The following is a 23140-nucleotide window of genomic DNA, read 5'->3' on the forward strand; positions in this document are numbered from 1 at the left end:
CTGTATCGTATTCCTGTCTTCTCTTAAAGTAGTTACTCATACACATAGTGCTTGTTAAGCCCTAATTAGTGCAGTTTACAAGTAGTCTAAAAGGAGAGGGTTATGTTAGTTGTCAGCTTATTTGTTTGTATTCAACAAAGTATAGAGCGTTTTCAAACTCGTAAAAAATTGGCATCTCTAACTCCTCAGCAGATGATTGACATAGGCATGACAAAAGAACGCCATCAGGCTGAGTTGTCACAAGTGACTATTGTTGGATTTATGCGAGATGTGATGTTCCTTATTAAAAATAAAGGGCAGATGTCATGATAGATGTATCTTTTTTCTTAGCGCTTGCCATGTTTGCTTTTGTGACTTCCGTGACACCGGGCCCGAATAACATTATGTTATTGGCGTCAGGGGCGCAGTTTGGTTTTCGTCGAACCTTACCGCATATGCTAGGGATTGTACTTGGTGTCGCAAGTTTGTTGTTGTCTACTTTAATGGGGCTAGGTGCGTTGTTTACCTGGTATCCGCCTCTATACAGCGTTTTAAAATGGGTTGGTTGTGCCTACTTACTTTGGTTAGCATGGAAAATTGGCAGTGCTCCAGTGGGAAATTTAGAAACTAAAAAAGCGCCATCTTCACCAATGAATTGGTGGCAGGCTTTGCTTTTTCAGTATGTTAATCCAAAAGCTTGGATGATGGCGATTGGTTGTGTTAGCTCGTTCGCAATTGCTGGAGATTTATATGTTCAGTCTGGTTTTTGGATGATCGTATTGTTTGCTGCGATGGGGTTTCCTGCAATTTCAATTTGGGCGTGGGCTGGAGTGAGTATTCGACGTTGGTTAACTGATCAAAAACGCCAACGAATCTTTAATTTTTGTATGGGGATTGCCACAGCCTCTACATTATTACTGATTATTGGTAATTAAACGCCCGGAAGAGGAGCATCAAGTGACAGATAAACAGGAAGGGCAAAGTGTCTCTAAGGATCACGAGTGGAGCCTTTATATGATAAAGACTCGCTTGAATACGCTTTATACTGGCATTAGTACCGATGTTGATCGACGCTTTAAAGAGCATTCCGGCGTAAGTAAGCGAGGAGCTCGCTATCTGAAGGGCAAAGGGCCGCTTGAACTAGTATGGCATCAATCTGTTGGTTCAAAGAGTGACGCCTTAGTATTGGAGCATAAAGTAAAAAAATTGAATCGACGCCAAAAACTGAGCCTCATAGAAGGCGGAATAGACTTAACAGCATTAAGCCAATCATCTCGAAAAGAGACTAGCCTCTAATAGATAATATAAGCTTGTTTTTCCTGTCGATCATTCGTAGCATGTCATATATTTTGTGATGCTTGCTCTGGGAGGCAGGAGCTATGATAAGTCATTTTGACCACATTGTTTTGACCGTGGCAAATATCGACAAAGCCGTGTCTTTTTACGAAACCGTGCTAAAAATGGAGCCTATAACGTTTGCTAACGGACGCAAAGCGATGCGTTTTGGTCAACAAAAGATCAACTTCCAATTGCTGGGGCAAGAGCTGCGAAATCATGCAATGGAAGGATCTGGCGATTTATGCCTGATTACCAACTGGACCATTGACGAAGTTGTCACTCATTTGAAAGCTTGTAAGGTGACTATCTTAGAAGGCCCAGTGACGAAATCTGGCGCACTAGGGCCAATCCAATCTGTCTATTTTAATGATCCAGACAATAATCTAATAGAAGTCAGTGTTTATTCAGAAATCACAGAGTAACCGTTTAATAAAACCATCTAAGAGTCAGTAAGGCAGGCACTATTTTTTGTTAATACGCCGCTTTTTTTAGTACTTCTTGTTATCATGAATTTTTTACTTTTTATTTATTGAAGGGACTCCCAGCAAGACTATGAAAACTGTATTAATAGCGAAACAGAATCTTGAGAAAACCTATTCAGGCGCTTGTCGTAGTGTTCATGAAGAGATCAAGTATTTTTCTTCAGTTGGGTGTGAAGTACATACTATTTCTGAAAATGCCAATGTAGAAGATATAAAAAAGAGCGGAGGCATTTCACATAAATCAAAGCGTTTTTTCTGGCAGAAAAAGTTTAAGCGTAGAATTCAATTTAGTAATGAAACTTTAAAGTTAGCTAAAAAAATCAAAGCGGATTTGCTTATAGGTCATGGGGATTTACAGCATCCAGATGTTCATTTTATTCATAACTGCGTACATTTAGCAGCAGAAAAAATTCATAATAAGCCACTATCTAAAAATGATGAAATGTATTTAACCCATACGCCTATTTTTCAAAATCATCAGTTTAAGCATATTGTGGCGAACTCTTATTTGACAAAAAATGAGCTAATTGCACGTTTCTCTGTACCTGAAAAAGATATATCGGTTATTTATCCTGCCATAGATGAAAGTCAGTTTAAGATTTTGTCTAACGAGGTTAAGGCTAGAATTCGAAAAGACCTAGATGTAAAAGAAGATGAGCTTTTAGTTGGTTTGGTTACCTCAGGTAATTTTAAAAAACGTGGTATTGACCGCTTTTTTGACGCCATTAGTCTCTTGCCAGAAGAGATTGCTAACAAAACTCACTTTGTTTTCGTCGGAAAAGATCAATTGACTCAAGAGTTTCAGGCGATTTTAGACCGTTCTCCCTACAAAAATAGAGTGCGCCAACTTCCTATTATTAATAATGTCGAAGAATATTTTAATGCTCTAGACATCTTTGTTTTACCGGCGAGAATAGAAGAATTCGGGCGCGTTGTTGCTGAAGCTATGGCTTGTGGCGCACCTGTGATTACGACCAAATGGGTTGGTGCAAGTGAACTTATGAAAAATGAATCGGCTGGCTTTATCTACGATGGAGAAAGTAATCAAGTATTAGCTAATCTAATGGATGCTTTGCTAAGTGATAAGGCGCTGCGTGACCGAGTATCTTTGGAAAACCAAGAGTCTGCTAAAGATGTATATGAATCTGCATTAGATGAAAAATTTAATGCTGTTTTTAATGCTTATCTTCGTTGAATTTTAAGATACAGTGCATTTTGTTAATGCACTGTATCTTTGCTAGTTTATAAGTCTTGTATCGCTTTTAGAACTGACAAATAACTTTTTTCTTCATACGCACCAAACCCGCTAAGTTGGCGGGCTTTTATTTTTGTGAAAATGGGTTGTGTTAAACCCGTTAAGAAGCGCGTAATCAATATCGCTGTGACTTGAGTCGCTGGGCTTTTGTTTCCAACATGTTGAGCGAATTCTCGAGCGTACTCTGCTAAATTATCCTGCCACGTCACATCACTATCTATGTCTGCTTGCTGTGAAAAGACCAGAACCTTTCCTCGACAAACCGAGCAGTGACCACAATGTTCTGGTGAATTCTGATCACCAAAATATCGTGCTAAATTATTATTTAAGCAGCGATCCAATTGGAAGAAGCGAATCATGGTAGCGATTCGTGCAACTTCAGCACTTTGTTTTTCTTCCACATATTGATGCAATTGGTTTGCTATTGTCTGATGGTGAAAATGCTCGGTATGGACTTGATACACTTCAGTCAGGCCTTTGCTTTCTAGCGTCAGAACATTGTGATCCGCTGCAAATTCCAAGACTTGCAATACGTCGCCTCGTGATAAGCCCGCTTCGTTAAATAGCTTATCAAAATCAGGTGTGCCCCAGATTTTCTTGTATTGGATGCCTTTTAGAATTGCTTGGTAGGCAGCTTGCCACTCGGTTGGGATTTGGTTGGCAAAAGCGATTCTATCGCCTTCCCATTTAATTTTGATATCCGCGTAAAAACTGTATTTTGGCGTGAGCGCACCGAATAATTCGAGCTGCACCAATAAGGTTTTGAGCGGTAAAGAGCGAATGTTAGTGAGATTGGATAATCCGTACAGTTGTGTTTCCCATTCGTATTCAACTGTTTGCTCGGTAATGCAACGTAGTAAAGTGTCGATGTCTTGTGGCTCAGGTGTGTCACCATAAACAAAGTTTTCCAGGGTACTTAAACCTTCCAAACTGGCGAGCATTACACATCGGCTCGGTTGGTTATCTCGCCCCGCACGGCCAATTTCTTGGCTGTAGTTTTCGATTGATTTGGGTAAATCAAAATGCACGACTAAACGAATATCAGATTTATCGATGCCCATGCCAAACGCAATGGTCGCAACGATAATGCGTGTTTTACTATTCATAAAGTCGGCTTGAATAGCGCTGCGAATATCACTATTCAAGCCTGCATGGTAGGCGACTGCTGAGTAGCCATCGGCTTGTAGAGCGCGAGCGACATCTTCGGCCGTTTTCTGCTGAGTCACGTATACTATGCTCGCGCCTTGGATTTCATTGAAAATATTTTTTAAGACGTTTAGCTTTTGATGGCTTTGTACGGGTATAAGATCAATATCTAAGTTGTGTCGATAAAAGCCAGTTTGCACTATATGTTCAGGGTAAATAGCAAACTTTTGTGCCATATCTCTTTGTACTCGACGTGTTGCCGTGGCGGTTAACAGCAAGACTAATGGAATGGCTAATTCTTGTTGGTAAGAGGGTAGTTTTAGATAGTCTGGTCTAAAGTTATGGCCCCACTCGGAAATACAGTGAGCTTCGTCGACTACTAACATAGAAATCGGAACGCGCTTGATAAAACGACGAAAACGCTCATTTTTAAAGCGTTCAACCGAGATCATTAAAATCTTAATAGCGCCACTCTGTACTCCAGACATAACAGCTTGGCTTTCATTTTTGCTTTGACTGGAATCTAAGCAAGCAGCGGGAATGCCTTTTGCGGTTAAAAACGCTAATTGATCATGCATCAAGGCAATCAATGGTGAGATCACCAACGTCAAATTAGGGAGTTGAGTGGCGGTGAATTGGTAACACAATGATTTACCAGAACCCGTTGGGAAAACCGCGAGCGATGAGTATCCAGTCAGAAGCTGTTCAATAGTTTGCTGTTGACCTTCACGGAACTCGTTGAAACCGAACAAAGAATGAAGCGAGTGTTCTAATGGTGCTGTATTTGAAGGCATCATCGTGAAATTTGTCCCCATTCTAATTCGCAGTTTTTTAGCTCGTTTAAGTGATTTATCCAGTAGTCTTCACTGCCAAACCAAGCAAAAGCTTTGGTAAAAGCAGGGTCATGCCAACGGCTTTGTAGCCATGCAGTGTAACTAATGACACGCACACATTTAAAAACATCGACTAAATCCAATTCACGAGTTTCAAAAGGCAAATAGGTCTCGTAACCTTCAATGATTTCGCTTAATTGTTGTCTTGGATTTTCTGTTTGAGTAATGTGTAACCATAAATCTTGAACGGCAACACCATTCTGGCAATCATCAAAATCTAATAAATGAAATTGACCGTCGTGCAACATCAAATTACTACGGTGACTGTCACCATGAATCGGTCGAAGCTGCCTTGGCCAATAGCTCTTAATGCTGGCCTCGCACATATCTCGCAGCGTAGCGATTTGTCTTATATAAATAGGCTTGAGCTTTTCAGGCAGCTGTAATTCTTCTGCTAGTTCTGATTGTCCAAATAAAGTACGCCCCGTCAAAATCTGATTAGCTGCATCATCCATTTGTGATAAAGGAGAGACACTGATGCGCTCTTTAAAGGGGGGGGTTGGCAGCGTTTTGTGTAGCTGGCCAATGAGTTCGCCAATTTGATAAAGCTGATCAAGGTTGTCTGCTTCAGGATGTTGCCCAACTAGACGTGGAGACAAGCAAAAATACATGTCGTTATGGCGAAGCAAACTCTCACCATTAAATTCTAATGGAGCGACAACGGGAACGCCCGCCGCTTTGAGCTTTAATAATGTTTGGTGCTCTTCTCGAATCTGCGCTTCGTTCCAGCGTTCTGGGCGGTAAAATTTTGCAATGACAGGTGATGCCTCTTCAATACCAATCTGATAGACCCGATTTTCGTAACTATTTAAAGGGTAAATACGAGAATCGCTCCACAAACCAGTGGACTCTACGGCATCTAAAATGACATCTGGAATAAGGGACGAAAAGGAATGAGTAGCCGTCATAAAGGATGCTCTGATATTAAAGGATAAACGTGTGTAAGTGACGATAACGTCAATTTTTAAATTAGCGCATGACCATAACGGTGTGGGGGGATTATAGCAAGCCGAGGCGTTTTTTAAGTGTGTGTTTTTGAGCGTCAGTAAGGGGCGTAGCTTGTCCTGATTTAATCAAACGATTCCATTGTTTCCATGACTTTATAGCTTCACCAACATGGTCCCGGGTAAGGTATTGCTGGATTTCTACACGAAAAGAGTTGGATATCGCTGCAGGGTTGGCTTTTCCAAAGGTTCGCAACCGGATAAGTGTGCGTTTAAACTTCTCTGCTAGCTTTGAGTTGTCCGAGCTGTTTGCCATTATATTAGTTAGGCACTTTAAATACTCATAATAGTATTCGACCTTTTCATGGCTGGTTTCACGAGTTAATCGAATGACTTTTGAATACGCTTGTTCAGCAGTAGGCCAATCGTTTAATTGCATACTGATTTGAGCAAGTCGAAGAGCGCGTTCTGTAGAGCGTGGAGAGACTTCTAAAACGCTGATCATAGCCGCTTGAGCATCTTCTAGATTGCCTAAATCTTCGTGTGCGTCGGCAAGTAAATCATAAGCGGATAAATAATGACGGCTTAAAGCAATCGTGTGTTCTAGCTTTTTTATAGCGGCAGCAACTGTGCCGAGTTTGAGTTCACATAATGCAATGCCGTAATGTGCCCAAGCTAGGTTTTTGCTTTTTTGAATGATAAGCATGTAGTGGCTTTTGGCGTCTTTGTATCGACCTCTAGCATAGAGTGATTCGCCAATGATTTTTAAACATTGACTAGCAAAATGAGGGTATTGCAGCATGACTGCTTTGGCTTGCGCTTCCATTTTTTCAAAATCATTTTCCTTTCTAGCAGTATTAATGCTTTCGAAAGTTTTCTTTTGTTTTTGTACTCGCTCGAAACGACGAAAAAAAGCCGCTGGTGGGAAGGGTTTAACAAGATAGCTATCTGGTTGATATTCCAGCACGCTCACAACACTTTCATAAGCAGTGTCTGCGGTAATCATAATAAAAATAGTGGAATGGTCTTGAGAATAGTTCTTGCGAGAGGTTTCTAAAATTTGCTGGCCGTCAATGCTACCGCCAAGGTTATAGTCTGACAACACTACATCATAAGGTCTTTCTAGAATTCGCTTGATAGCAGATTGTCCAGAAGGTTCCACGTCTATATTAGAATAGCCCATTGACGTCATTAAAGACTTCAACATGAGGCGCATTTCACCGATATCTTCGATGATCAAAACACGCTTTTTTGATAGGTCGATAAGTCCTTGATGGATATCATTTGTGTTTTCAACGCCAAGGGCGATTACATCTGTCAAAGGTACTACCTGACTTTAATGAGCTTGCAATAAGTCTAATGCCTTATTTATATCACTTGAAAAACTAAAAAACTTATAGTGATCGTAATTTTATAGATTAAATCTGGAAGTTTTCAGTTTTTTTTATTTAATATCAACAGGGTAAGAGATATTTAGATTTGTTACAGAATGTAACTTTTTGGGCGCTATTTATCTAATGATAAGATTTTCTAGGAATTGAACTTTTCTGTGTCCATCAGAGTTGGCGTAAAAACGATAGCAACTTTTTTTACGCCAACTATTTATAAGCCTAGTTTTCTTTTCAAAGTGAGCTCTTGCTCGTGCGATATCGATGAGGCTTTCCCTGATAGTATTAATTGTTTCCATTGTTTCCATGATTTAACAGCATCATTTTTACGCTCACGATTAAGGTGTTGCTGAACTTCTACACGAAAGGAGTTTGAAACAACAATAGGGTCGTCTTTTCCTAACATACGTAATCTCGTCAAAGAGCGTTTAAGTTTTTCTGCTGTTTGTGGTGCCTGATCGTCATTTTCTTGTATCGCAATGAGGCATTTTAAATGCTCATAATAATATTCTATTTTCTCATGTTGAGTGTCTTTGGTTAAACGAATGACTCGTGAATAAGCTTGCTCTGCCATTTTCCAATCTTTTAGTCGAACGCTAATCTTTCCAAGTTTTTTTGTTCTTGCTAGAGATCTAGGAGTTATCTCTAGGCTTGCTATCATTGCTTTTTGAGCTTCTTTTAAGTTGCCTAGCCTTTCTTGTGTATTAGCAAGAGTGTCATACGCAGGTAAAAAATGACGGGTGATGCTGATCGTTTTTTCTAAGCTTTTCACTGCAGATAATGGTTGTTCTAAGCCTAAATCACACTGGGCAATCCCGAAGTGAGCCCAAGATGTCTCCTGATTGTGTTTGAGTACTCGCATGTAATGTATCTTTGCTGCTTTGTATTCTTTTCTGGATAGCAATGATTCGCCAATAACTTTTAGACATAAACTGCTGTATTGAGGGTGTTTGATCATGATGGCTTTGGCCTTACTCTCCATCATCTCAAAATTCATTTTACCTCGATGTTCATCCACCTCAGAAAATATATTTTTTTGTAGCTTAATGCGACTGAGTCGTCTGTGTAGAGTCGCAGGAGTAAATGGTTTCACCATATAGCTATCGGGGCGATGCTCTATTGCGCTGACGACACTGTCATAGCCTGTATCGGCGGTAATCATGATGAAAATAGTAGAATGACTTAAAATGTTATTTCTTCGTGAGGTTTCTAAAACCTGTTGGCCATTAATGCGGCCACCAAGGTTATAGTCAGAAAGGATAATGTCGAAATGTTTAGCTGCAATGCGCTTGAGTGCACTCTGCCCAGAGGCTTCAGCTTCTATATTTGTGTAGCCTAATGAGAGCATCATTGATCTCAGCATTAGGCGCATTTCATTCATGTCTTCAATGATTAGTACCGATTTTTTTGTAGTATCTTCTACGCTATTTTTCTTACTATCCTCTGCTGAGCTAATATCTGTCACTGTTTAACTTTCCCGGCCTGATCTATTACAAAACAATTAATAAAATTACAAATGGTTACATTCGCGTTTTATACCATGCTTGGCTGAGTCGCCCTAGTGTTTTCAGGTTGATTTAACTAGGAAAAGTTGTAAGTAATAAGGAAGTCATATTTTTAGGGCATCTCACTTATTGCTCAATGCATTAAGTTCGCCGTCAATACAAAAATATCCATATAGCCTTGGTCACCATCGATTGGTTTAATGGGCTGAGCACTGTGAAAAAACTTACGGTCGTTCAGAACGACAAACTCCCCTTTATCAAAATCATGGCTAATGAGTGCTGGGCTGTTTCTATCTAGGTGAATATTGATATTGCCGCCTTCAATATTATGACGTTGCATTACATAAATACCGATGCGATCAAAGCCATCCTGATGAATTCCTTCTGGCGCCACTTCAGCGACCTTATGATCAGCAAAAATACGTAATTGATGTACTTCGATAGGGGTGCTATCAACCACACTAGCCATTTTCTGAAAGTGTTCAAATAATTCCACAAAGGCTGGGTCTACGACTATTCTGTCGTCAATTTCTTCATAACTGCGTACAACGTTGCCTTGGAAGTGGTTGATGTTTTCATCTTGGACAAACGCTTGTGAAGGCAAACGCTTTAGCAGCCCTTGCTCAAGTGTAAAGCGAGAATAACGACGTAAACGGAACTCACCATCAGCGTAAGGATTTGGTGGTAAATGATCAAAAGAAGGCGTTAGGTGATCAACGCTATCTGGGGTTAGTTGTCCCAACTCAAGGTAGAAAGATTCTGTTTTAACTTTGTTGGTGATCATGACATTTATCCTCAGTATGTTCGTTGGCAGATTATGCGCAACGACGTTCTTATTTTTGTTGTGCTTCGTGAGCTTGCTTTCTAGTGTAGTTGGATTGCGGGAGAATTTTTCTGCTTTTTATGTGTTAAAAAGCAGTTTTATGGGTTTTATAATTCTTTTTAATCTATTTTTGTGCATTATTTATCTAATTTTGAAAAAACGATGTATGTACTTCTATGAATGAATGCTTTCCTAAAGAGAAGGTATATTGCTAGGTGAAAATAGTTGTCTTTGATAATAGGATTATCCCGATAGCAAGCATGTTAATTTTTTCAGTGCGACTTTAGTCTTATGTTCTTCGTTTTGTATTGACCTTCAACAGCCATAGTTAAACACTGGGAAGAAATAATAATGAAAAGGAAGGAAAGAACGATGGTTTATTTCCAGTGGTGTGGTGTTGTAGGGCTTCTCGTAATTTTTATTTTAGGTTACATACAAGGCACTGTTCCTCAAGCTTATGCTGGTGCAGGTCTTTTACTATGTGTCTTTTTAGTCTTGCCAAAACTAGTGCGAAGTACGTTTACTCCGAGCTCTAAAGAGGCCGATGCCGCCAAGGATAATGCATCAACTTCGTTTTCTGAAGTGAGTAAAACAGTTACTCGTGCCACATCAAAGATGGCCATGGGGGCGGCCGAAGTATCTCATTTTGTCGATACGTTAAGTAAAGACATACATCTTACCCATCATGATAGCGAACAGATTTCTCAAGCAGTAGAAACGCTGTCAGATACTGGATTGACGCTGTCGACTAACCTAGGTCAGCTAGCTCGTACTATGAGTGAAACGGCGCAATCGAGTAGAACAGCCCAAACAGCCTTGTCACAAAGTGCCGATCAGATCCATGAGCTCACAGGGAAAGTGCAAACCGCCAGTGAGCAATTAGCTTTATTAACCAAAAGTGCCGATGATATCGACAGTATTACAGCGGTTATTAAGGGCGTTTCTGAACAAACCAATCTATTAGCACTCAATGCCGCAATTGAAGCTGCTCGTGCTGGTGAGCAAGGTAGAGGCTTTGCGGTAGTGGCGGATGAAGTGCGAGCGCTAGCTGCTAAAAGTGCTAGTGCGTCAGAGCAAATCTCGAGTTTATTGACAGACGTACGTCGTAACAGCGAATTAACCAATCACGAAATGTCGTCATTAAAAGGCTTAACCGAATCTTTATCAACGACCTTGTTAGGAGAAACGCAGCGCTTTATTTCTTTAACGGAAGAGGTTCAAAATGCCTCTGCCGTATTGTCGGAAGTCGAAAGTGCAGGAGAGGAATTAGGCGCAGCCAGCACGCAGATAAATGGTTCTATTTCGCGTATTCGTCATTCTTTGCAAGATATTTCTCAGCGCAGCGATAAATTGTCAAAAGAAGCGTCAGGTTTAAGCAACGGAGCTGAAGTGGTTTTTAGGGAGCTAGACAAGGTTGATCAATCATTGTTCTTTTCTGAGTTACTTATGGTTGCCAAAACATCTGCACAAGCTATTGGTCAGCTATTTGAAGAGGCAATCAAAAAGGGTGATTTAACTCAGCAAGCGGTTTTTTCTAGAGACTACCGACCAGTCAATAATACTAATCCACAGAAATACAATACTTCCTATGATGCTTTTAGCGACCGTGCTTTTCCAGCTATTCAAGAAGCGGTTCTAGAAAAATATGAGCAGGTTATGTTTGCTGGTGCGGTGGATGTAAATGGCTACTTCCCAACTCATAACAAAAAATTTAGTCAGCCATTAAGTGGTGATTATGAAAAAGACTTGGTGAACAACCGCAGCAAACGTATTTTTAATGATGCCACTGGCAGCCGATGTGGTTCTCATACTGACAGTTTTTTACTGCAAACTTATAAACGTGATACGGGAGAAATTCTCCATGATCTTTCCGTGCCTATTTTTGTAAATGGTAAGCATTGGGGTGGTTTCCGCATGGGATTCAAATCTGCAGCTTCATCCTAATAGTGAAAGCTAGTAAGAAATCTCTACTTGGTATTTACCCAGTTGTGTAGACACAGATACGCTATAGTGACGGTCGTTATTACTTTATGGTGGTTATGACTGATGAGCAAACCGGAAAATGTTGAGAATGCAATTGTTGATAGGGAAAGAGTTGATAGTGGAATAAAAACATTCTTGCCTTTTTTGCGTCCATATCGACGTCATATAGTGTTGGCTTTGATCGCCTTAGTGGTCACCGCTGGAACCATGCTGAGCTTAGGCAAAGGCGTGCAGTTGCTTATTGATCAAGGTCTAGCATCTGGTTCAGAGGCTGGCTTGACTCATGCCTTGATGATTTTCATCGCTTTGGTATTTTTATTGGGTATTGGCAGTTTTTGTCGCTTTTACTTGGTGTCGTGGATAGGTGAGCGAGTGGTGGCCGACATTCGTCAAGCCGTGTTTGCGCATTTGCTCACTTTGTCGCCTTCCTTCTTTGAAGATAATTCTCCTAGTGAAATTCAATCCCGTATTACCTCTGATACCACGCTTTTACAAAGTGTGATTGGCTCTTCTTTGTCGATTGCCTTACGCAGCAGTTTGATGTTGATTGGTGGGATTTTATTCTTGCTGGTGATGCATTTTAAATTAACGCTTATTTTGCTGACCTGCGTACCTTTTGTGATTGTTCCCGTAGTGTATTTTGGCCGACGAGTGCGACGACTATCTCGTGATAGCCAAGATGAAGTAGCTAATGTGGGCCGCTATTTATCACAAGCATTGCGTCACATAAAAGTGGTACAAGCCTTTACCCACGAAAAGCATGATGCGCAACGTTTTTCAGCAACGGTTGATCGCGCCTTCAATGTAAGTGTGAAACGTATTCAGCAGCGCTCTTGGCTAACTCTGATGGTCATTTTGTTATCGATGAGTGGCATTGGGGTGATGTTGTGGTTTGGTGGTAAAGACGTCATCTCAGGGGCTATCAGTGCTGGTGATCTAGCAAGCTTCTTGTTTTATTCCATTATTGTCGCTGGCGCGGTTGGTGCCATTTCTGAAGTAATGGGCGAGTTGCAGCGCGCTGCGGGAGCAGCGGAGCGCATTATGGAATTGCTTAGTGCAAAAAGCGTTGTGGTAAGTGGTTCTACCGAATTTCCTTCTCAGCGTATGGCTGAAATTCGTCAAGGCGAAGAGGTCATCAAGTTTGATAATGTCGAGTTCCGTTATCCAACAAGACCTGATTATGCCGCGTTGAAGAATCTTTCTTTTTCTATCAAGCAGGGTGAAATGCTGGCTTTAGTTGGGCCATCAGGAGCCGGTAAATCTACCTTGTTTGAATTGTTGCTGCGTTTTTATGATCCTCAGCAAGGCGGTGTTTATTTGGCTGGTGAGAATATTAAAGAGTATTTCTTAGACGATCTGCGCCAGCACTTTGCTTTGGTTCCACAGGAAACGGTTCTCTTCGATCAAACAGTTTACGATAACTTGGGTTACGCCAATCGCAATGCCAGCAAGGAGTCTATTCAGTATGCTGCTTCGCAGGCGAATGCCCATGAGTTTATTGCTCGTTTGGATAAAGGCTATGAAACTCGTCTAGGAGAAGACGGCGTACGTTTGTCAGGTGGTCAAAGACAGCGTGTAGCGATTGCTCGGGCGATATTAAAAGACGCACCGATTTTGTTATTAGACGAAGCAACAAGTGCTTTAGATGCAGAAAGCGAAAACAAGGTTCAAGCCGCGCTTGAACCTTTGATGAAGGGTCGAACCACCTTGGTGATTGCCCATCGTTTGGCAACGGTATTGAACGCAGATCGAATTGTTGTGATGGATCAAGGGGAAATAATCGCCCAAGGAACGCATGTCGAATTACTCGAAACCTGTGCCTTGTATAAACGATTAGCCGACTTACAGTTTAATCAACATGATGACGCTCAATCTGATTAAAATTTACCAACAAATACTCCACGATAAGCGCAATGGAGTGTGTTGTCTGTAATGGATAATCCAGGAGTTTGGTAAAGCGTTTCTATGTTGTCGTTTTCTGTAGGTAACGGAATACTAAGTGGCGCATCGTCACTATAGAATACTATCCAAAAACTGCTGGAATGGTCGGCTGGTGTTAGTGTTAGCGCAATGAAGTGTCGGCTGTCATCAGCCCAGTCTTCTATCGTCATTGCTTCGCTTTGTTCGTTGAGCCAATGGATTTTATCTGACGACGTATGTTGATAAAGCGGATCATCTTCTAAATGAATTTCTGCCAAGATAGGGTAGGTTTTACGCAATGCCATAAGCGTTGAGATGGTATCTTGGATTGTCTTTCTCGCATGGCTTGTTTCGGTGTCTAGGTTTTGCCAAGTTTGCCACGCAATGACGTTATCTTGGCAATAGGCATTGTTGTTACCTTGTTGGCTATGGGACAGTTCGTCACCACCTAAAATATGTGGTGTGCCTTGGCTTAATAGCAGCGTTGCCATAAAACAAAGCTGCTGATTCAAGCGCTGTGCTTGAATATCTTTGTCGTCTGTTTCGCCTTCTGCACCAAAGTTTTGACTGATATTTTCACCATGACCATCACGGTTTTCTTCCATATTGGCAAGATTATGACGATGATGATAAGACACTAAATCCTTCATTGTATAGCCATCGTGGTAAGTGATGTAGTTAACCGAGTTTAGCGCGCTTTTTTTGCCTTTATGGAAGTAGTCTCTTGATCCCATAAGACGTGTGGCAAATTCTGGCACTAAGCCATCATCACCACGCCAGAAACGACGAATGGTGTCGCGATATTGGTCGTTGCATTCGAGAAACCCTTTAGGAAACTGCCCAACTTGATAACCGTTTGGACCAATGTCCCAAGGCTCCATGACAAGGCAAGTTTCGCTTAAAACAGGATCTTGAAGAATGGCTTGTAATAAAGGCGCTTGTGGCGTGAAATCGTGATTTGTGCGACCAAGATCCACACCTAAATCAAAGCGGAAACCATCGACGCCCATCACGTCAACCCAATAACGCATACTGTCGCAGATAAGACGAATGCTGGTGGGATTGTAGGTATCGACGCAGTTACCACAACCTGTGTAATTCAAATATTGACCATCTTGATGGCGATAGTAACGCGCATTGTCTAAGCCGCGATAACACACGCTGGATTGATCTAATTCACTTTCAGCTGTGTGGTTATACACCACGTCTAAAATCACCTCAAAACCTGCTTGGCGCAATCCATCAATCATTTGTTGGAACTCAACAATCGCGTCTTTTATGGCGTATGAAGGCTCGACGGCAAAAAAGCTAATCGGGTTGTAGCCCCAGTAATTGTTGAGCTCCAATTGCTGTAAATGACGTTCTGTCATAAAGCTAAAGCAAGGCATTAATTGAATCGTAGTAATGTTAAGACTTTTTAAATGCTCGATGCCTGCGGAAGAAATGACACCAAGGTAAGTGCCTTGAAGCTCGCTCTCGATTGGTAGGTTTTTGCTAAAACCTTTGACATGTAATTCATACAAGGCACGACTAGACGGTCTGATTTTGGCTCTTGCAGGTCGATCTGATTTTACTTCAACGGTACGGACAATAGATTTAGGAACGCAATACGCTGAGTCTGTAGGATGCGGTTGACCTTCTTTTGTTATCGCTGCTTGGTCTTCATGCCAAACCAGTTTGGCACTTAACTCTTTTGCATAAGGGTCAATAAGCAGTTTTCGCTCATTGTAGAGCAACTGGAGTTCTGGTTTGAATTCGCCTTTGGCTCTAAGGCCATAATGCTGACCTTCTTTTAAACCAAGTACTTCCATGTACCAAATGCCCTTATTTTTATTAATAAAGGGCAGGGGTTCTTGTTCATTATCTTCTTGATCAAATAAACACAAATACAGCTGAATAGCGTCTTCAGCGACAACGGCGAAATTAACACCGTTTTCGGTCACTGTGGCGCCTAGAGGAAAAGAGGAGCCATCGGAAATCTGGTGTGCTTGGTTCATTAATACCTCTAGATGCTATTTATGTTGCTGTTGTTATTACTAAATGCTGTTAATGCTAGCGATTAAGACTCGCCTAACCATTTTAATAAAACGCCAGCAAGTGGTGGTACTTGCAGTTCAATACTTTGATCACGGCCATGGCTGATAATAGTCTGTGTATAGTATTCTTTACTTTTAGCGAAGCCACTGCCTGTATAGCTTGTTTCATCCGTATCTATAATGACTTGGTAGCGACCTGCCTTAGGCACACCAATGCGGTAGTTTGCATGAGGTGCTGGCGTAAAGTTAATCACAGCGACCGCATGCTCATCACTGTCTTTGGCTTTACGTGCAAAGGCCAAAATACTGTTGGCGCTGTCATCGTAGCTGATCCATTCAAAGCCTTGATGGGAATGATCAAATTGCAAACTCGCTTCGTTTTGATAAAGATGATTTAGGTCTTTTGACAGTGTTTGCTGAGCTTTATGGAAATCGGTGTCTAACAAGTGCCAATCCAAAGAGCGTTCATGGCTCCATTCTTGACCTTGCGCAAACTCGTTACCCATGAAGTTGAGCTTCTTGCCAGGATGGAAATACATGTAAGCCGAAAATGCGCGTAAATTAGCGAATTTCTGCCAAGCATCTCCGGGCATTTTAGTGATCATCGAGCCTTTGCCATGTACTACTTCATCGTGAGAAATCGGTAAAACAAACTGCTCGTCAAAGGCGTAAACCATACTGAAGCTAAGTTCGCCTTGATGATGCTGGCGATAAATTGGATCTTTTTTAATGTAAGCTAGCGAGTCGTTCATCCAGCCCATATTCCATTTGAAACCAAAGCCCAAACCATTCATATAAGTTGGCTTAGACACACCTGGAAAGGCGGTAGATTCTTCCGCTACTGTAAAGCAGCGCGGATGATTCAAATACACGGTTTCGTTTAAACGGCGTAAAAAATCAATGGCTTCGTAGTTATGATTGCCGCCGTCTTTGTTGGGAATCCATTCGCCGTCTTCACGGGAATAATCCAAGTACAACATTGAGGCCACGGCATCAACGCGCAAACCATCGATGTGGAATTCTTCTAACCAATAAACGGCATTACTGATTAGGTAATTCACTACATGCTCTTTACCAAAATCATAGATCAACGAATTCCATTCTGGATGCCAGCCTTTTTTAGGGTCTGGGTATTCGTACTGTTTGGAACCATCGAAGTTCGCCAAACCGTGGCTGTCGGCTGGAAAATGCGCAGGAACCCAATCCATGATCACGCCGATGTTGGCTTGATGAAGCGCATCGACAAGGGCTTTGAAATCTTCTGGTGTACCAAATCGAGATGTTACAGCATATAAACCGACAGGCTGATAGCCCCAAGATCCATCGAATGGGTATTCAGTAATCGGCAATAATTCGACGTGTGTGTAGCCCATTTCTTGAATATAAGGAACCAGCTGATCTTTGATCTCAAGATACGTCAACGGTTGATTGTCACCTTTGCGACGCCATGAACCTATGTGCAATTCATAAATGCTCATGGGTCTTTCATAGATGTCTTCGATAGAGCGTTTAACCCAAGCGTCGTCTTGCCATGCGTGCTTATTGTCAAAACAGGTTACGCTGGCAAAGGATGGATATTGTTCAATACGCTGTGCATATGGGTCGCTGCGATGAGGAAGAATCTCGCCGGATTTCGCGCGAATCTCGAACTTATAACGGGCACCGTGATTAACGTCAGGAATAAACAATCGCCAAATGCCATCGCCATTGCTCGACATTGGGTGAATGCGACCATCCCAAGCATTAAAGTCGCCAACCACAGACACAGAGCGTGCTGCTGGCGCATAAACCGCAAAGCGTGTGCCTTGAATGGTGAGTTTATCGTTTACCTTGGCACCAGCACGAATTGCACCTTGGCTTTTGTATTGATTTGCTTGATGGTGCTCTGGGTCGACAAAGGTCGTATTAGGGAACTGGTATGGGTCGACCAGCGTATAAGTGCTTTTGTCTTTATAAGTAATTTCAAGACGATAATGAAAGCGCGTGTTTTCTTTTGGCCATTCGGCGTGAAACAGGCCTTTATCATTGGTCTCGCTCATTGTGGCGAGCACTTTGTCTGATTCTATGGCTAATACACGAATAGAGATCGCTTCCGGTTGCCAAACAAGTAGCGACAAACCTTTTTTAGAAGGTGATGTTTGTAGTCCTAAACAGCCAAATGGGTCTGAACAATGAGCATTCAGCACATCGTTAATTAGGGCATTTTTTATTAAATCCATTCACTTCTCCAGCAAGAGTGAGTGTGTTAACTCGATGAGTGTTGGTGCTGATGACTGTGAAGTTTGCTCACTGCCCAACGCAAATATTGGTTTACTTTATTTGGTGTTATTTGTGCAAATTCATCCAATGCGGCTTCTGCCCAGCTTTCTTCCGGGTGTTCTGCTTGATGTTGCTTGGCGTGATCCAAAGCGGCTTGGGAAACTAGCACAGGCAAGTTGATTTCTTGATCAAACTTGCAGTTTTTATGTTGCTGGCAAAACTGTATGAAGGCATACAAACCTTCAAAAATAAGGCTCTTATACCAGCTTGGATGAATATCTGATGTTAAGGTTTCAATCAGCAGGGCAAAGGTGTCTTCACCTGGTGTCATTGAACTTAGCGCACGTTTGCAATCCAGCGCGGTATTACTCTGAGAATCACCAAACACAATGGTATTTGCATGACTTAAGCTTCCCCAGAGTTGCAATAACATAGATTCTGGGAGCTTAGTGATCATACCTTGCTCAGAACGCCAGTCAAACCAGTCAACATCTTTCATCTTACTTTGTGCATCGGTACTGTTGTGATAACGCATATTATTTGCCACATGTGCGTATTCATCGTGCTTCTGTTGTAACACTTGAGTGAGTGCTTCGTAAAGCTCACTAGGGGAGACCTTAGATAATGTGTCAAAAACTGGTGCATCGTCTTCTGGATCAAATTGTCGAGCGCAAAGCATGGCCAAATTGTGAATACGAATAGTACGAACACCTGAGAAAAACTCAGGGTGTACTTTAATTAGCGTACCTGCGATAGCAATTAACTCATGGCAAATAACTAAACCAATAGGCGATGACGAGACACTTCTCAGCATATCTAAAATGGCATCTTGATGCAGTGGTGAACTGATATCGACTTCCGTTTCCGGCGTTTCACCTATCACCAACAAGCGCTGACGAACGGTAATGTCGGCAATGTAGGTTGCAAGATCCGTTGATGGTTTCAAGATCAAAGAATACAGTATTCGTGCAGGGCGCCAATTTTCTGATAATAGCGCTTGAAGGTAGACACTATTCAATACTTTATAAGCTGTAATTGCAGGCGTTGAGCCTGGTATGGTACTCATTAATGCGCGACGACCACCAAGCTCCATTAAGCAATCTACCGCTTCGTCTAAGCTAGGTTGATCTACTAGGCGAGCAAGCAGAGCATCGGTTTCGGCTGCTTTAATGCTAGCAGTATCGTAGGCTTTTGGCTTGTCAGCTAAAGGCCAAAGGGTATCGTGAACCGGTAGTTTGGTTTCTAACTGTTTATGGTCAAGTGAGCTAATTATAATGGCGCGACGATTTCCTGATTTAAAGGCATTCTTAGCAGATTGAGGAATTACACGGAATTCTTCGTGCTCACGTTTTTGCAGTAAGCGAATAAATTCAAACAGTTCATCGCTGCCTTTCATCTCACTCATTGCTTCATCTATGAGAATGCTGAAAACAGCATTGGCTTGATAATACCAATGATTGGCGATGGTTTTTAATTCGTTACGAATGTGTGCTTGGAATAGGCTAGGATCAATTTTTCGATAGTCTTTGTCTTCATTTTGAATCCAAGACAAACACAAATAACTTTCGTCATTGATACTAAATGCCTGAGAGGTTGCCAAGCTATTCAACGCACGATTAGGGCGACCAGTAAGGCCCAGTGTCTCGGAAGCACCAAGATGACGGTAGGTTTCAACCAATTGATCGGCACTAATGGCTTTCAGTGGCGCAATGTCTTCAAGTGTTTGGCAAAGACATCCAGCGTTTAGTAGCTTTTGTTTGACCTTGTCATTTTGTGCCAAGATAACCATGGATGTGGTGACTTTGTTTGGTCGGTGCTGGACTCGATGTAAACCAAGAGGATCGAGATCATCAGTGGTGATCAGCTCTTCATCGAGCATTTTACCGACTAAAAATAAACTTTGTGCCCAAACCAAAGGTAGGTTGTCATTGGGAACACGTTTTTGAGATCCAGGCTTTTCTTTCTCCGCTAAAATATTTTCTTGCGGCACATAATAAAGTTCTGGCAGCAGCATCTGGCCGTCTTTTTCAACCATAAGTGACTCTAGTTTATGGCGATAAAAGTTAGCGCTTTCCCAATCTCGGGCAAACAAGCGATCAATATAAAGATAAGTAAAAAATAGCGGCCATTCGGATTCAATGTGCTCGAAATTAATTAACTCATCGTACTCGTAATAGATTCGGCTTTGGTCTTCAAGCTCGGATTGGTGACCGTCTAATAAAAAGCGTTTACAGCCGTATTCGCCGCCCAACTTGCTAATGATTTCTTTGCGTGTGCGGCGAGTTAGTTTTTCATCGTTTACCGCAAAGGCTGGGAAGCCAATGATACTAAGAATGGCGCTGTCGACTTCTTTTGAGCGAGACTCTTTCGGTAACAAGGATTGCAATACAGAACCTGCTCGAGCAACGGCATCTGCAAAGGAATGTACGACTGCCCACTCGGGACCTTCTTCACCAAATAAATTTAGTCCATCCATGGCTTCCATAGCAGCTTTTGCCATGCCTACTGAGCTGGCGTTTATTTCGGCTTTGCCGTTGTTTACTTTATTGCCTCGCTCCCAAATACCGTAATCTGGGGTGCGATAAGTACGCGAAATATAATAAATAAGGTTTTGGATAAAGTTGAATTCGTCACGAGAAAAGATCAGCTTGCTGCCAGCTTTGGTCATTTGTGCCAACATCAATAAATAAAAGCTGGTGGCATCAATTTGTAAATGTCCCCAAGCGTCATCAGCGACGGCTTCTAAACCCGTTTTAGTATCGTATTTAGCGTGTAGCGCGTCTTTAGGGTCTAGGCTGTGCTTAAAGGCTTCTACTTTATGGGATTGACGCATCATGGCAAATAATAAGCCGCGCATCATTTTTATACAGGCGAATTCAAGTTCATTGGCACGCTTTTGAGGGTTGGAAGCGCGCTTATAGGCTAGATGTAAGGCCCATACGGCTTGAATACTGTAAACATTGTCTCGTACCCAAGCATCGGTGTAGTTACCGTGATTGTTAATGCTGGTGCTAGCAGGAAAAAGCCCTGTTACTGGGTGCTGGCGGGATAAGATAACCGCTTGGATGTGTTGATAAAGAGAATCTAGCTTATCTTGCGTATCAGACGCCATGTTCGATCCTTTATGAAACTCTGTTGTTTAAAGGCCTAAAGCTTAGTTCGTACTATAGTACTAATTAAGTCTAAAACCACTATACCCAAACATAATGTGACTCACCAAGAAGTTAAAGTACTAAAGAAGCTTCTTTTTTACTTAATTTTTAAAAATGTCGTGATTTCAATTAAGTCAGGCATTTATGCACAATTTTTGAGCAGAAAATATTGCTTAAGTGCAGTTTAAGGTGCGTTATTTAATGTTTTATGAAGCAAGGACAAGATCTTAGAAAGGTGAAAGAGGTCATGGTTTTTTAAGTGCATGACCTCTTTTTATATTTATACAAAAAGAGGTATAAAACGCTAACAGTTAAGTACTGAACTGATGAACCAATTGACGCAATTGGCTGGCACAATCTTGTAGGTTGTTTACCGATGTTTGAATGTCCGTGGAGTTGTGGTTTGTTTCTTCACAAATATTAGCAATATTTTCTAGGGTTTGATTCACTGTTTGTGATGACTCAAATTGACGATCTGCGGCTTTACTAATGCTGCTGTTCAGTTTGGAAATAGAGAGAACGCCATTGGCAATCTGAGTAAACGCTTGCCCAGCCTGAGAGGTTTGCTCTGCTCCTTGGTTAGCCGTGTTTCTGGCAGATTCCATGACTTCCACAGTATTGAGTGTTTGCTGAGTTAGTTGATCAATCAAACCTCCGATTTCAGTTGCTGCGAGTTGTGAGCGCCTGGCAAGTTGACGCACTTCGTCAGCAACAACCGCAAAGCCGCGACCCTGTTCACCAGCACGAGCAGCTTCAATCGCTGCATTCAGCGCTAGTAGGTTTGTCTGGTCTGCTACTTCAGCAATGATTCCTAGCCTTTCATTAATATGAGTAACGTCTTCTCGTAATTGTTGAATTTGTTTAGCTGCATCGCCTACTTCAACCGATAGTTGCTGAATATCTTGGTTAGCTTTATTCATAACACCAAGACCTTGTTTGGAATGCTGGCCAAGTTCTTGTGTTGTGTTGTTGGCTTGTTCAGCAATGGCAAGGGTATCCTCAACTGACGTCATTACGCTTTGCATCAGCTCTGTCGCTTTACCTGTATTGGATAATTGTCTGGCGACGCCTTGCGCTGTTTTGGTTGTCGAATTATTCGTTTGACCAACGATACTGTCTAAGGTTTCGCTGGAATAGCTGACATTGCGCACGATGGATTGGAAATCGTTCATCATGCTGTTGAACGCACGCGACATTTCCCCCATTTCGTCTTGGCCAGTAAATTCAACACGTTGAGTAAGGTCACCCGAATGTTGTACCGACGTCATTGTCTTGCATAGAGAAGTCACACGGCTAGTAACCAAGTGAATAATGTACAAAGCGGTTCCGCCGACCAGTACAGTTAATAGACCAACGACAATGGCGTAATCTATTAAAGCTTTTAAGAAAAAGCTGAACACGGCATCCATAGACGCGGTAGCAATAATGGTAATGTTCCAAGGTGTGAACGTAGATGCGCTGGCAATCATTCGATGAGCTGCGCCATCGTTACCTTGATACTCAAATTCTATAGTTTGATAATTCTTTTTAGACGTCGATGGTTGTGACCTGTTTAGTTCGTCAGTTAGGGATGAAGGCGAAGTGCTACTTTTATAGTTTGCTGGAGCGCTAAGTAAAGTACGGCTGTTTTTGTTGATAATCCATAGGCTTTGTTGATCGCCATAACTGAATTCAGATAACAGTGTAATAGCTTGTTGCTTTGCTTGTTCTGCTGTTAATTCACCAGATATTTGTTTTTTATAGATAGGAGATAGTGTGGTGTTTACGATATCTAATATGTCTTGGGTTCTATCTTTTCTGGCGTCTACATGGCTGTTAAACAATGAAGAAAGAGATACGAGAATAAGTGCCGTGGTTCCCATGGACATTAGTCCAATAATAGCCCATAACTTGTAACGAATTTTTATGTCATTAATGCGATCCAGCATGTCGCCTCCGTTAGGTTGGTTTTGCGTATTTGACGCCAATAAATGGAGCTATTGAAATGGCTGCTTTGAGATAAAAAATGGCCATGATTCCTAGAGTAGTTGTTTTTCT

General features: G+C 41.8%; 16 protein-coding genes. 7 read left to right on the top strand and 9 right to left on the bottom strand.

The window, feature by feature from the left end; all coding sequences use genetic code 11:
- The first annotated feature begins 102 nt into the window (after nucleotides 1–102).
- The 5 genes from CCS02_RS00570 to CCS02_RS00590 all read left to right on the top strand — a co-directional run bounded on the left by CCS02_RS00570 (nucleotide 103) and on the right by CCS02_RS00590 (nucleotide 2994).
- On the top strand, nucleotides 103–309 hold the full coding sequence (locus CCS02_RS00570) for a hypothetical protein (protein ID WP_100635275.1): 207 nt from the start codon (nucleotides 103–105) through the stop codon (nucleotides 307–309).
- Entirely contained in the window at nucleotides 306–914 is a 609-nt protein-coding gene (locus CCS02_RS00575; protein WP_012069165.1) for a LysE family translocator, read from the top strand. The genes CCS02_RS00570 and CCS02_RS00575 overlap by 4 nt, the downstream gene beginning before the upstream one ends.
- A gap of 22 nt (nucleotides 915–936) precedes the next feature.
- Complete coding sequence (locus CCS02_RS00580) at nucleotides 937–1275, top strand: GIY-YIG nuclease family protein (protein ID WP_100635276.1); 339 nt, start codon at nucleotides 937–939, stop codon at nucleotides 1273–1275.
- Between the two features lie 83 nt (nucleotides 1276–1358).
- Nucleotides 1359–1739, top strand: a complete 381-nt coding sequence (locus CCS02_RS00585) for a VOC family protein (protein ID WP_100635277.1) — start codon at nucleotides 1359–1361, stop codon at nucleotides 1737–1739.
- Between the two features lie 130 nt (nucleotides 1740–1869).
- On the top strand, nucleotides 1870–2994 hold the full coding sequence (locus CCS02_RS00590; protein ID WP_100187423.1) for a glycosyltransferase family 4 protein: 1125 nt from the start codon (nucleotides 1870–1872) through the stop codon (nucleotides 2992–2994).
- A 47-nt stretch (nucleotides 2995–3041) separates the two neighbouring features.
- Here the strand turns inward: CCS02_RS00590 and CCS02_RS00595 are convergent, their stop codons facing one another.
- The 5 genes from CCS02_RS00595 to CCS02_RS00615 all read right to left on the bottom strand — a co-directional run bounded on the left by CCS02_RS00595 (nucleotide 3042) and on the right by CCS02_RS00615 (nucleotide 9714).
- A complete protein-coding gene (locus tag CCS02_RS00595) occupies nucleotides 3042–4997 on the bottom strand; it encodes a RecQ family ATP-dependent DNA helicase (RefSeq protein WP_100635278.1) in 1956 nt (651 codons plus the stop codon).
- Nucleotides 4994–6001, bottom strand: a complete 1008-nt coding sequence (locus tag CCS02_RS00600; protein ID WP_100635279.1) for a serine/threonine protein kinase — start codon at nucleotides 5999–6001, stop codon at nucleotides 4994–4996. The genes CCS02_RS00595 and CCS02_RS00600 overlap by 4 nt, the downstream gene beginning before the upstream one ends.
- Before the next feature lie 91 nt (nucleotides 6002–6092).
- Entirely contained in the window at nucleotides 6093–7358 is a 1266-nt protein-coding gene (locus tag CCS02_RS00605; protein ID WP_100187426.1) for a response regulator, read from the bottom strand.
- A gap of 281 nt (nucleotides 7359–7639) precedes the next feature.
- Entirely contained in the window at nucleotides 7640–8890 is a 1251-nt protein-coding gene (locus CCS02_RS00610; RefSeq protein WP_100635280.1) for a response regulator, read from the bottom strand.
- 173 nt (nucleotides 8891–9063) lie between these two features.
- Complete coding sequence (locus tag CCS02_RS00615; RefSeq protein WP_100187428.1) at nucleotides 9064–9714, bottom strand: 2OG-Fe dioxygenase family protein; 651 nt, start codon at nucleotides 9712–9714, stop codon at nucleotides 9064–9066.
- A gap of 411 nt (nucleotides 9715–10125) precedes the next feature.
- Here CCS02_RS00615 and CCS02_RS00620 point away from each other — a divergent pair, with 411 nt between their 5' ends.
- Both CCS02_RS00620 and CCS02_RS00625 read left to right on the top strand, forming a co-directional pair.
- Complete coding sequence (locus CCS02_RS00620; RefSeq protein WP_100635281.1) at nucleotides 10126–11697, top strand: methyl-accepting chemotaxis protein; 1572 nt, start codon at nucleotides 10126–10128, stop codon at nucleotides 11695–11697.
- A 102-nt stretch (nucleotides 11698–11799) separates the two neighbouring features.
- On the top strand, nucleotides 11800–13617 hold the full coding sequence (locus CCS02_RS00625) for an ABC transporter transmembrane domain-containing protein (protein WP_100635282.1): 1818 nt from the start codon (nucleotides 11800–11802) through the stop codon (nucleotides 13615–13617).
- Here CCS02_RS00625 and glgX read toward each other — a convergent pair.
- From glgX to CCS02_RS00645, 4 genes are all read right to left on the bottom strand, one after another.
- Nucleotides 13614–15653 carry a glycogen debranching protein GlgX gene (glgX, locus tag CCS02_RS00630; protein ID WP_100635283.1) on the bottom strand — a complete coding sequence of 680 codons (2040 nt, stop codon included), beginning with the start codon at nucleotides 15651–15653 and terminating at the stop codon, nucleotides 13614–13616. The two genes, CCS02_RS00625 and glgX, sit on opposite strands and share 4 nt — an antisense overlap.
- 62 nt (nucleotides 15654–15715) lie before the next feature.
- A complete protein-coding gene (gene glgB / locus CCS02_RS00635; protein WP_100635284.1) occupies nucleotides 15716–17911 on the bottom strand; it encodes a 1,4-alpha-glucan branching protein GlgB in 2196 nt (731 codons plus the stop codon).
- Between the two features lie 26 nt (nucleotides 17912–17937).
- Nucleotides 17938–21063, bottom strand: coding sequence for a glycoside hydrolase family 15 protein (locus tag CCS02_RS00640; RefSeq protein WP_100635285.1), 3126 nt, complete (start codon nucleotides 21061–21063; stop codon nucleotides 17938–17940).
- A gap of 351 nt (nucleotides 21064–21414) precedes the next feature.
- Nucleotides 21415–23031 carry a methyl-accepting chemotaxis protein gene (locus tag CCS02_RS00645; RefSeq protein ID WP_100635286.1) on the bottom strand — a complete coding sequence of 539 codons (1617 nt, stop codon included), beginning with the start codon at nucleotides 23029–23031 and terminating at the stop codon, nucleotides 21415–21417.
- Nucleotides 23032–23140: the final 109 nt, after the last annotated feature.

It is taken from the genome of Marinomonas sp. ef1 (assembly GCF_002806845.1).
In the GTDB taxonomy this organism is placed as follows: domain Bacteria; phylum Pseudomonadota; class Gammaproteobacteria; order Pseudomonadales; family Marinomonadaceae; genus Marinomonas; species Marinomonas polaris.

Excerpts from the sequence above, each read along its gene's own strand:
- CCS02_RS00570 (WP_100635275.1), top strand. The coding sequence starts at position 103 with ATGTTAGTTGTCAGCTTATTTGTTTGTATTCAACAAAGTATAGAGCGT.
- CCS02_RS00575 (WP_012069165.1), top strand. The coding sequence starts at position 306 with ATGATAGATGTATCTTTTTTCTTAGCGCTTGCCATGTTTGCTTTTGTG.
- CCS02_RS00585 (WP_100635277.1), top strand. The coding sequence starts at position 1,359 with ATGATAAGTCATTTTGACCACATTGTTTTGACCGTGGCAAATATCGAC.
- CCS02_RS00590 (WP_100187423.1), top strand. The coding sequence starts at position 1,870 with ATGAAAACTGTATTAATAGCGAAACAGAATCTTGAGAAAACCTATTCA.
- CCS02_RS00595 (WP_100635278.1), bottom strand. The coding sequence starts at position 4,997 with ATGATGCCTTCAAATACAGCACCATTAGAACACTCGCTTCATTCTTTG.
- CCS02_RS00600 (WP_100635279.1), bottom strand. The coding sequence starts at position 6,001 with ATGACGGCTACTCATTCCTTTTCGTCCCTTATTCCAGATGTCATTTTA.
- CCS02_RS00615 (WP_100187428.1), bottom strand. The coding sequence starts at position 9,714 with ATGATCACCAACAAAGTTAAAACAGAATCTTTCTACCTTGAGTTGGGA.
- CCS02_RS00620 (WP_100635281.1), top strand. The coding sequence starts at position 10,126 with ATGGTTTATTTCCAGTGGTGTGGTGTTGTAGGGCTTCTCGTAATTTTT.
- CCS02_RS00625 (WP_100635282.1), top strand. The coding sequence starts at position 11,800 with ATGAGCAAACCGGAAAATGTTGAGAATGCAATTGTTGATAGGGAAAGA.
- glgX (WP_100635283.1), bottom strand. The coding sequence starts at position 15,653 with ATGAACCAAGCACACCAGATTTCCGATGGCTCCTCTTTTCCTCTAGGC.
- glgB (WP_100635284.1), bottom strand. The coding sequence starts at position 17,911 with ATGGATTTAATAAAAAATGCCCTAATTAACGATGTGCTGAATGCTCAT.
- CCS02_RS00640 (WP_100635285.1), bottom strand. The coding sequence starts at position 21,063 with ATGGCGTCTGATACGCAAGATAAGCTAGATTCTCTTTATCAACACATC.
- CCS02_RS00645 (WP_100635286.1), bottom strand. The coding sequence starts at position 23,031 with ATGCTGGATCGCATTAATGACATAAAAATTCGTTACAAGTTATGGGCT.